The sequence below is a fragment of the Streptomyces sp. HB132 genome, from assembly GCF_016909575.1.
In the GTDB taxonomy this organism is placed as follows: Bacteria; Actinomycetota; Actinomycetes; order Streptomycetales; family Streptomycetaceae; genus Streptomyces.
Genome location: NZ_JAFBGA010000002.1, coordinates 737,853 through 747,330 on the forward strand (window position 1 = coordinate 737,853; position 9,478 = coordinate 747,330).

The window sequence follows — 9,478 nt, forward strand, 5'->3', positions numbered from 1 at the left end:
GGTGCCGCAGGGGCGCTCAGCGGCAACTGATCCGGGAGCGCGCCCAGTCGGCCAGCGCGACCCCGCCGAGCCGTCCCCACGGCTCCACCACGAGCCGGACAGCCTTCCGGCCCTCGATGCCGACGCTCACCGGTACGGCGGGCTCACCACCCCGCACCACCGGGGACCGCCACAGCCGCGCCCCCTCTCCGTCGTACACCGAGAAACGCACGGCGCCGAGCCCCAGGGTCAGGTCGTCGACCCCCGCCATCGCCTCGTAGCGGGTGCACGGCCGGTTGAGCTGGACGGTGACCGACGAGCTGGAGGGGGCGGTCACCCCGTGGTCGTACGTCGTGGAGGCGATCGACAGTCCCCGGCGCTGCCAGAACACACCGGTGCTGCCGTCGAGCAGCACCTCGGGACCGGTGTGGTCACCGGTGACGGAGTACTCGAGCTCGTTCACCTGGTAGATCTCCGGCGCGGGTGGTGGCGGCTCCTTCGGCGCGGGAGGTTCCGGGGTCGGGGTCGGGGTGGGCGTCGGCGCCGGCTCCTCCGGTGGGGGCGGCGTGGGAGTGGGAGGAGGTGTCGGGACCGGCGCGGGGGGCGGAGTCGGCTCCGGGGCGGGCGGTGCTCCGGGCTCGGGCGGGGCCGGCGGCTCGGGCTCCGGTACCGGCTGCGGCTCGGGTGGGGGAGGCGGCGTGGGGGTGGCGGGCGCCGCGGCCGGCGGCTTGGCCACCGGTTTCTGCTCCGGCGCCGGCCGGTCGTCCCCGACCAGCGCCCACACGAGTCCGGCAGCCGCCGCCACAGCCACCGCGGCGGCGATGCCGGCCTTCATCGGGCCTCCGATCCCCTCCGACGCCGCTGCCCCGCCTGCCGTGCCTCCCCCGGAGGACGCGCCCCCCGTGGCCGCCGCGGCGGCTCCGGCGCCGGCCGCACCCGCCGCGCCACCCGCCACGATGCCTGCGGCCTTGAGCGAGTAGCCCGCGGCGAACCAGCCGATGACCGCGATCGGGAGGAGGGCCGGAATACCGGCGTTCACACGGTCCAGCTCACCGGCGGCGATCCGGCACTTCGCGCATTCGTCCAGGTGCTTGCGCAGTCCGCGCTCGGCCCGGGTGCGCAGACCGCCCCGGGCATGGGCGCCGAGCCGGTCGGCGTACTGCGCGCAGTCACCCCCGGCCGTCAGCGACCGGCTCACATGGGCCTGCAGATAGGCCTGCTTGAGCCCTTCTCGGGCCCGGACGGCCAGGACCGCCGTGGCATTGGCCGTCAGTCCGAACAGCGGGGCGACCTCACGGGGCGACTCCTCCTCCACGGTGGTGTGCCACAACACGGCCTGCCAGCGTTCCGGCAGGCTGCGGAACGCCTGCATGGCCATCGACCGGTCCGCCTCGTGCATGGCGAGCACGTCGGCGCCCAGGTCGAGGGTGTCGGCCTCCGACAGCTCGGCGGCGCGAGTGGCCTGCGCGGCGAACACCGCGAAGTCGTCGACCAGATGCTCGCGCTTCGCGCTCCTGGTCCACGCGGCGGCGACATGCCGGACAGCCGTCATGAGATAGGCCCGGACGGCTTCCTCCGGCCCCTTCCCGCCGCGTACGGCCTGCAGCGTCCGGGCGAACACCTCGGCCGTCAGGTCGTCGGCCGTGTGGGCGTCCCGGCAGCAGGTACGCGCATAGCGGCGCACCGCTGCCGAGTGACGCCGGAAGAGCTCCTCGTACGCCCCGTCGTCCCCCGTACGCATGCCCTGGATCAACTGCGCGTCCGACGGACCGAGATCGCCGGACCCCGCGCGCCCCTCACGCTGCAGGGGGACCGCGTACGCGGTGGCGGGCTCCGGCTGAGCCCTGTCGTCGGCGCCGGACCTCGACGGCCAGGGACCGGGCAGCACGGTGCCGCCCCCGTCCGGGCCGTCCGGCCGCGCGGGCTCCGCGGCGCCTTCGGCGGAGCCGATCGGCAGGTCGGCCCCGGAACGGCCCGACGGCGACGTCCTGCCCGGCATCCGCGAGGCCGGCGGGCCGTCGGTCTCCGTGCCGCCCTTGCCCGCTGCGGCGGCACCCTCGGACGGTTCTTCCTGCTGCGCGTCACCGCTCATCGCGGAAGCCCCCGTATACACCCTCGGACCCGAATAACCGGGGCAAGAGTGCCACAGGGCAACGCCGCCACGAACCCCGAGCGGCAGCAACCACTCGTCCGGGGTGTCTTCCCGTGCCCGTGGGGCGTGACATCGCAACGACGGGGAAGGAGCAATGCCCCCCGGGCGCAGGTGCCCGGCCGACGGGAGCCCCGTCCCACCGGACCCCCGCAGCCGGCCGACGGCTGTGCGCACACGACGGCTGCCCGGCCCGCGCACCACGAGCGCGCGGCATTCGGCGTGGGACCTGCGCCGTGTGGGCCACGCGGGGCGCGCTTACGCCGGGCGGGAGCGAAGACCCTCCAGCAGGATGTCCAGCAACCGGGCCGAAGCGGCGGCCTGATGGGCGGGATCAGGCAGAGCCGGTGCCGCCGTGGCGATGACCAGCAGCACATCGGCCACCGTCACATCGCCTCGCAGCTCGCCCGACTCACGAGCCCGGTCGACCAGCCTGCCCACGACCTCGAGCAGCTCGGCCACCCCCGGCTCGTCCTCGATCCCCTCCTCGCCCGCGGAATGCGGGCCGACCACCCGGAGACCGGGCTCGCCCACTCCCTGCCTCTGGTGCGGGACGCGCGACTCGCCGCCGGCCGTGCCGGGGCCCTCCGACGCGGCCTGCTCGTCCTGCTCCGCCCCCACGCGCAGCACCTGCGGCGGGAGCAGCCGCCCCGCGCCGGATGCCACCGAGGTCCGCAGGAAGCGGGAGAGCGCCGCCCACGGCTCGTCCTCCTGGCCGAGAGCCGTGCGCGCCTGATCGGTCAGCCGCGCCGTCTCCTCCTCGGCTATCCGGCGCACCAGCACGTCCTTGCTCGGGAAACGCCGGTAGACCGTACCGACGCCCACCCGTGCCCTGCGTGCCACGTCCTCCATCGGCGCGCCGTAACCCAACTCCCCGAACACCTCACGCGCGGCGCGCAGGACGTGTTCGAGATTGCGCTGTGCGTCGACGCGGAGCGGCGCCGAGCGCGCAGTGCCGCCCGTCGGTCCCGCGACCGTCCCGACCGCGCCCACGGGGCTCAGCCGCCCATGGTCCTCAGCGGACGAGGTGACAGTGCTCGGCCCATGCAAATCCTGAATGTGCATAACTTCCCCCGGTTATGACGTCTCCCCCCGGAGACTTCCCCGCCGTGTCCGCCGGCGTGTGGACCTTGGTCCGAATCCGACACCCCGACGGGGTACGAACATAGTTGAGCCCGGGTCAATTCAGAAGGGGGTAGTTCCGCACGGAGCGCCCCCCGATCGGAGCAAGGACCGGTCGGACCCCGGATCGACCCCTTCGGGCACACCTTCGCGCCGCATCTGACCTGCACAGCTCCGGAATCGGACGGTGGCCGGGGGCCGCCGGGTGATCGGAGAGCTCCGGTCACACAATTTGCCGGGCCTGTGGACAAACTCCGGACTCCGTTGCGTCATGGGATGGTGATGGCACCAGATTCCCGGAGGACACCCCCCGGCACCCGGCCCAGTGCACGCATTCTCGTCGTCGGCGGCGGCTACGTCGGGATGTACACCGCGTTGCGTCTCCAGCGGAAGCTCCGGCAGAGACTGAGAAGCGGTGAGGCCGAGATCGTGGTGGTCACGCCCGACCCCTACATGACCTATCAGCCGTTCCTGCCCGAAGCCGCGGCAGGTTCGATCTCTCCGCGCCATGTCGTCGTGCCGCTGCGCAGGGTCCTGAAGAACTGCACGATCGTCATCGGCGAGGCGGAGCGCGTCGACCACGCCAAGCGCACAGTGACGGTCACGACGCTCGCCACCGGCGAGGACGGCACCGGTGCCCTGGAGATCCCGTACGACGAACTCGTCCTCGCGCCCGGATCCGTGTCACGCACCCTGCCGGTTCCGGGCCTCGCGGACTTCGGAATCGGCTTCAAGACCGTCGAGGAGGCCATCGGCCTCCGCAACCACGTCATCGAGCAGATGGACATCGCCTCCGCCACCCGGGACCCCGCCATCCGCGACGCGGCCCTCACCTTCGTCTTCGTCGGCGGCGGGTACGCGGGCGTGGAGGCACTCGCGGAGCTGGAGGACATGGCCCGCTACACCTCGCGGTACTACCACAACATCAAGCCCTCGGACCTGAGATGGATCCTGGTCGAGGCGACCGGGCGCATCCTGCCCGAGGTCGGAGAGGCGATGGGCAGGTACGCCGTCAGGGAACTGCGGGGCCGCAACATCGACGTACGGCTCGACACCCGGCTGGACAGCTGCGAGGGCAGGGTCGCCGTGCTCAGCGACGGCTCGCGCTTCCCGACCCGCACCCTGGTGTGGACCGCGGGTGTGAAGCCCGCGCCGATCCTCGCCGCCACCGACCTCCCCCTCACGGAACGCGGCCGGATCCGCTGCACCGCCACGCTCTCCGTCGACGGAGCCGAGCACGCCTGGGCCGCGGGTGACGCGGCGGCCGTCCCTGACCTCACCTCGTCGGAGCCGGGCACGGAGACCGCGCCGAACGCCCAGCACGCGGTCCGTCAGGCAAAGGTCCTCGCCGACAACATCGTGGCCACGCTCGCCGGCCGTCCGGCCGAGGACTACCGGCACTCCTACGCCGGTTCCGTCGCCTCGCTCGGCCTGCACAAGGGAGTCGCGCACGTCTACGGGCGCAAGCTCAAGGGATATCCCGCCTGGCTGATGCACCGCGTGTACCACCTCAGCCGCGTCCCCACGTTCAACCGGAAGGCGCGCGTCCTTGCCGAGTGGACCCTGGCCGGACTCTTCAAACGGGAGATCGTCTCCCTCGGCTCGCTCGAACACCCGCGCGCCGAGTTCGCCCTCGCCGCGAGAGGACACGCGCACCCGAAGCCCCCCGACGACACACCGCCGAAGAACGACAGGCCGCCGGAGACGTCCGGCTGATCCGCGGTTCTCCGCCGCGCCGCCAACGCCCCGGAGAACCGCTGTCGTTCAGCGGCCGGACCCACCGCCGTACGCCAACTGTCAGTACGGTCGGTCACACTGGACGTGTGACCATAGGTGGGCCCACACCTGCGCAGAGTGATCCGGCAGGCGGTCACCTAAAGTGACCGACAGCTACGAACCGACAGCACGGACAGGTCCGGCCGCGCGTTCCCGACAGCCCGGTTCCGGCACCCCGGCCCGGCATCAGGGCCGGGCGGGGGACCGACCACAGGACCAGCAGTAGAAGCAGCTCGCCCGAGCGGACCCGACCGACACACGAGGCCAGAAATTCCGTGAACTTCACGCGCTGGAGCGCCCGCTTTCCCGGAACACAACGTCGAGCCGCCGCGCGGGACGACGACCACAGTTCCGTACCCGCCGCCCGCGCCGAGTCCGTACGGCCGAAGACGCCGGTCACCCCGCCGGACGACACCTCCGAATCCGCCGCCCCTGTGCACGGCCCCTCCCTGGACGCCCTGTCGGCCCGCGAGCTGCTGGGCCGGCTCCCCGCCCCCGTCGCACTGCTCCACGGCCCCGAACACCGCATCACCTACGTCAACGCGGCCTACACGTCCGCCTTCGGCCCACGCCCCTGCGGTGCGCCCGCGGCCGAGGTCATGCCCGAGCTCACCGAGCTCAGCCTGCTGCCCCTCATCGGGCAGGTCCTGCGCAGCGGCACCCCGCGTACGGTCAAGTCCCGCAAGGTGCAGGCCGGCAGCTCGTACACGGTGACCTGCACCCCCGTGGCCACCGGCGACCCGGACGGACCCGACGGGGAAGCCGGCGTCCTCGTCTACGCCACCGATGTCACCGACCACGCCGAAGCGGCCGAACGCCTCAGGGCCAGCGAACGCCGCCACCGCGAGACAGCCGTCACGCTCCAGCGCTCCCTGCTCCCGCAGGACCTGGAGCAGCCGGACGACCTGCGCATCGCCGCCACCTATCAGCCGGGCGGCACGGACGCGGCGGTCGGCGGTGACTGGTACGACGTCATCACCCTGGGCGCCGGGCGGACCGCGCTCGTCATCGGCGACGTGATGGGGCGCGGCGTGCGGGCCGCAGCCGTCATGGGCCAGCTGCGCACGGCGGTCCGGGCCTACGCCCGCCTCGACCTTCCGCCGCACGAGGTGCTCCAGCTCCTCGACGTCCTCGCCGCCGAGATCGACGCCAGCCAGATCGCCACCTGCGCCTACGCCGTCCACGACCCCAACGAGGGGCACCTCGTCTACGCCTCCGCAGGGCACCTCCCGATCCTCGTGTGCGACGAAAACGGCACCGTCCACCGTGCGGAGGAACCGACCGGACCGCCGCTCGGCACGGGCGGCTGGGTCCACACCTCAGGGACGATCCCCCTGCCGCCCGGCTCCACCGCCGTCCTCTACACGGACGGCCTGGTGGAACGCCGCAGCGAGGACATCGACGAGGGTGTCGCCTCCCTGGCGCGCGCCCTCGCCGGTGCCAAGGGGTCGCCCCAGGTGGTCTGCGACCGGCTCATCCGTTCCCTGGGTGTCACCGCCGAGCACGACGACGACGTGGCGGTCCTCGTGGTCCAGCACCCCGCGCGGACGGGACCGAGCGCGGAGCTCTTCCACAACGCCTCGCTCGAACTGCTCGGGGGCATCGAGGCCGCCCCCAGGGCACGCGCCTTCGCCACGGGCGTCCTGGCGTCCTGGCGCTTTCCCATGGAGCTCTGTGACCTGGGGGTCCTTGCCGTGAGCGAGCTCGTCGCGAACTCCCTCCAGCACGGAACGCCGCCCATGCGTCTCGGCCTGCGCCGGACCGACCGCCGCCTGATCATCGAGGTGACGGACGGCGACGACCACCTGCCGCGCCGCCGTCGCGCCGAGCCCGCCGACGAGGCGGGACGCGGCATCACCATCGTCGCGACCATCGCCACGTCATGGGGAAGCCGCCGTACCCCCGGCGGGGGCAAGGCGGTCTGGTGCGAATTCGCGCTCCCCGGCTGACGCCGACCCGGCACACGGCGCTGGGTCAGCGCAGGGCGGTCTCTCCCTGCACGGCGGTGTCCAGGTGCACGCCGGCGGGAGCGACGACCGGCTCGCTCTCCGGCAGTGACACGGCGACCACCCGGGACGGCACCGCCGCGAGCGAGGGCCGGTCCTGTACGGGAGTGAGCTGACGGCCCAGCTTGAGCGCCAGCACGGTGATGCCGAGCGAGAACAGTACGAAGGTCACGATGTACGGCCCGTGCAGAGATGCCCCCATGGGGCCGCCCACGGCGGGCCCGACGGCCAGCGCGAGCTGCTTCACCAGGGCGAACGCCGAGTTGTACTGACCGACCATGGCCTCCGGTGCCAGATCGGCGACGAGCGGCGCCACCGTCGGCGACAGCATCGCCTCGCCGAGCCCGAACAGGGCGTACGTCGAGATCATCGCGGCCGTGGCCATGGTCTGGCTGCCGTGTCCGAGACCCGCGTACCCGGCCACGATCCAGGCGAAGGCCCAGATCACACCGACCCACGCGATGACGCGGCTGCGGCTGCGGCGCTCCACGAGGCGCAGCACGACGAACTGCGCGACGACGATGACCGCCGTGTTGGCTGCCAGCGCGATACCCAGGGTCGACGGATCGATTCCGGCGGCCTCGGTGCCGTAGGCGGCGAGCCCGGACTCGAACTGTCCGTAGCAGGCGAAGAAGATCACGAAGCCCAGGACGCACAGCTGCACCATGGCCCGGTGCGAGAGCAGCACGCGCAGCCCGGCCTTGGGTGCCGTGCCGTCGGCGGGCACAGTGTGCGGGAGGGAGGGCGCACGCGGCATACGAACCGTGGCAGCGACCGCACCGAGCACCAGGAACATGCCTGCCTCGATGAGGAACAGCAGGGTGAAGCTCGACGGACGGTTGACGTCCACCAGCTGCCCGCCGACCAGGCCACCGATGCCGAGCCCGAGGTTCTGAAGGAAGAACTGCATGGCGAAGGCGCGGGTGCGGGTGGCGGCGCTGGAGCACCACACCAGCATCGTCGCGAGCGCAGGCTGCATGACCGCGGTGCCGGCGCCGAGGACCGCGGCGGACAGTACGGCTGACGTCACGCCATTCGAGAAGCCCAGGGCACAGGCGCCCACGGCCGCCGCGAGGGCTGCGACGATCAGCACGGGCAACGGGCCGCGCCGGTCGATGGCACGGCCGGTGAACGGCAGCACCGCGAGCGCCGCCATGGCGAAGACAGCCAGCACGACACCTGCCGTACCGGCACCAAGATCCCGTACCTGTGCCACGTAGACGTACAGATACGGGACGGTGAATCCGAGGCCGAACGCGCTCAACGCGCTCCCCAGCTGGATCCGCCGCAGCGCTGCACCCATCTCCCTGGTCACACTCACCTACCTCAAGACTCAACTTCAAGAACACAGACTCGTAGACTTTAGCACTAAAATTAAAGTGTGAACTCTTCACCCCGAAGGACTTCGATGGCGATGAGGGGCGTGCGATACTGCCCGCCATGTCTGACACCACCGAGCAGCCCGAGCTCCAGGAGTCGAGCCTCGACGAGCAGATCGCCGCCTATCAGCGCGAATTCCGGGACCTCGACCCGCAGGTCGAGCAGATCGTCTCCGCGCTGGGCCGGCTGAACCGCAGGATGAACGTCGCGTACGGCAGACAGGTCGCCGCGCTCGGCATCAGTAACGCCGAGTGGGAGGTCCTCAAGACCCTGGTGCTGTCCGGAGCCCCGTACCGGCTGGGGCCGGGCGAGCTCGCCAAGCGGCTCGGGCTCACTCCCGCCGCCATGACCCACCGCATCGACCGCATGGCCGGTGAGGGTCTGGTCACCCGGGACCGGGACGAGAACAACCGGGTACGGGTCATCGTGGAACTGACCGACGAGGGCCGCACGAAGTGGCTCGAGGCGATGCGGATGGCCACCACCTTCGAGGAGGATCTCCTCCAGGACCTCTCGGGCGACGAACGGGGAGCGCTCGGCGAGATCCTGATCCGGCTGCTGCGACGCGTGGAGCACGAACAGCCCGACGCCGGCGGTCGGCTCACCGACCTCGACTGAGGTCGGATCGGGGGACGAGAGGTGGAGTTGACACGTCGTCCCCGCGTCCGTAAGGTACTTCGAGTTGTCACGGAGCCGGTACGGTCCGGCGGCGACCGATCCCGCCGCGAATGCGGCAACAAAACTCAGAACGATCTCCCACCGGAGAGAATTTCGGCATGCCGAAATTCAATTCACCGACTCGATTATGAGTCGCCGGGAAGATCCGCTAGAGTTCGGGACGTCGGAACGGCCCAAGGGCCGGGAGGACGAACCCCACTGACTGGGAATCAGGCCCGAAAGGATCTGATAGAGTCGGACTCGCCGGAAAGGGAAACGCGAAAGCGAAGAACTGGAAAGCGAAAAAGCAGCATCCCGCTTCGGCCGGGAATCGGACACGAAAGAGTCTGATAGAGTCGGAAACGCAAGAACGAAGGGAAGCGCCCGGAGGGCCCCGGTGAAACGGGAC

Annotated in this window: 6 protein-coding genes; 3 read left to right on the forward strand and 3 right to left on the reverse strand. The window is 71.5% G+C overall.

Annotated features, from left to right (window positions below; all coding sequences use genetic code 11):
* Window positions 1–16 precede the first annotated feature (16 nt).
* Both JOC24_RS07630 and JOC24_RS07635 read right to left on the reverse strand, forming a co-directional pair.
* Window positions 17–2,071 (reverse strand): sigma-70 family RNA polymerase sigma factor, encoded by a 2,055-nt coding sequence (locus tag JOC24_RS07630; protein ID WP_205019306.1) that lies wholly within the window; start codon window positions 2,069–2,071, stop codon window positions 17–19.
* A 315-nt stretch (window positions 2,072–2,386) separates the two neighbouring features.
* The gene (locus tag JOC24_RS07635) at window positions 2,387–3,193 is read right to left on the reverse strand and encodes a TetR/AcrR family transcriptional regulator (protein WP_205019307.1); all 807 of its coding nucleotides are present in this window, start codon (window positions 3,191–3,193) and stop codon (window positions 2,387–2,389) included.
* Between the two features lie 339 nt (window positions 3,194–3,532).
* Here JOC24_RS07635 and JOC24_RS07640 point away from each other — a divergent pair, with 339 nt between their 5' ends.
* Window positions 3,533–4,966 carry an NAD(P)/FAD-dependent oxidoreductase gene (locus tag JOC24_RS07640; RefSeq protein WP_205019308.1) on the forward strand — a complete coding sequence of 478 codons (1,434 nt, stop codon included), beginning with the start codon at window positions 3,533–3,535 and terminating at the stop codon, window positions 4,964–4,966.
* Window positions 4,967–5,301: 335 nt separating this feature from the next.
* Window positions 5,302–6,975 carry an ATP-binding SpoIIE family protein phosphatase gene (locus JOC24_RS07645; protein WP_205019309.1) on the forward strand — a complete coding sequence of 558 codons (1,674 nt, stop codon included), beginning with the start codon at window positions 5,302–5,304 and terminating at the stop codon, window positions 6,973–6,975.
* A gap of 25 nt (window positions 6,976–7,000) precedes the next feature.
* Here the strand turns inward: JOC24_RS07645 and JOC24_RS07650 are convergent, their stop codons facing one another.
* A complete protein-coding gene (locus tag JOC24_RS07650; RefSeq protein WP_205019365.1) occupies window positions 7,001–8,335 on the reverse strand; it encodes an MFS transporter in 1,335 nt (444 codons plus the stop codon).
* A gap of 137 nt (window positions 8,336–8,472) precedes the next feature.
* On the opposite strand from JOC24_RS07650, the gene JOC24_RS07655 reads away from it, so the two are divergent.
* The gene (locus tag JOC24_RS07655; RefSeq protein ID WP_205019310.1) at window positions 8,473–9,030 is read left to right on the forward strand and encodes a MarR family winged helix-turn-helix transcriptional regulator; all 558 of its coding nucleotides are present in this window, start codon (window positions 8,473–8,475) and stop codon (window positions 9,028–9,030) included.
* The last annotated feature ends 448 nt before the right edge of the window (window positions 9,031–9,478 follow it).

Coding starts and splice junctions, on each gene's coding strand:
- JOC24_RS07630 (WP_205019306.1), bottom strand. CDS start 2,071: ATGAGCGGTGACGCGCAGCAGGAAGAACCGTCCGAGGGTGCCGCCGCA.
- JOC24_RS07635 (WP_205019307.1), bottom strand. CDS start 3,193: ATGCACATTCAGGATTTGCATGGGCCGAGCACTGTCACCTCGTCCGCT.
- JOC24_RS07640 (WP_205019308.1), top strand. CDS start 3,533: ATGGCACCAGATTCCCGGAGGACACCCCCCGGCACCCGGCCCAGTGCA.
- JOC24_RS07650 (WP_205019365.1), bottom strand. CDS start 8,335: ATGGGTGCAGCGCTGCGGCGGATCCAGCTGGGGAGCGCGTTGAGCGCG.
- JOC24_RS07655 (WP_205019310.1), top strand. CDS start 8,473: ATGTCTGACACCACCGAGCAGCCCGAGCTCCAGGAGTCGAGCCTCGAC.